The sequence below is a fragment of the Cognatishimia sp. F0-27 genome (assembly GCF_020667845.1).
In the GTDB taxonomy this organism is placed as follows: domain Bacteria; phylum Pseudomonadota; class Alphaproteobacteria; order Rhodobacterales; family Rhodobacteraceae; genus JAFMPQ01.
On the sequence record NZ_JAFMPQ010000111.1, the window covers coordinates 1 to 444 of the forward strand.

Below are 444 nucleotides of genomic sequence, written 5' to 3' on the forward strand. Positions count from 1 at the left end.
CGCGGACACGTCGCTCTCCGGACTGCGCGTCACCCGCGAACTGACGTCGATCATGGCGCGACGTGGAAGGCCCAAGACCATCGTCAGCGACAACGGAACGGAACTGACCAGTATGGCGGTGCTCAGATGGTGTCAGGAGACGCGGATCGACTGGCACTACATCGCGCCCGGAAAGCCGATGCAGAACGGTTTCATCGAGTCATTCAACGGCAGCTTCCGCGATGAGCTGCTGAACGAAACCCTATTCTCATCGCTGACGGAAGCCCGCGACAAGATCGAAGCATGGAAGGACGACTATAATCGACAAAGACCACACTCATCCCTCGGCAATCTCACGCCGCTGGAATTCGCAATGAAATGGAGACTGGAAACCAAGGCCGCATGAGGTCAGAAATCAACCGACGGATTCTCTGCAAAGCTGGAGGGAAGTCGGGTCTCAGGTCA

The 444-nt window shown here is 57.2% G+C and carries 1 protein-coding gene; it reads left to right on the top strand.

Annotated features, from left to right (window positions below; genetic code table 11):
- Window positions 1-385, top strand: a 385-nt coding sequence (locus J1C49_RS21555; RefSeq protein WP_227447861.1) for an integrase core domain-containing protein, incomplete at its 5' end; no start/stop codon positions are given.
- Window positions 386-444: the final 59 nt, after the last annotated feature.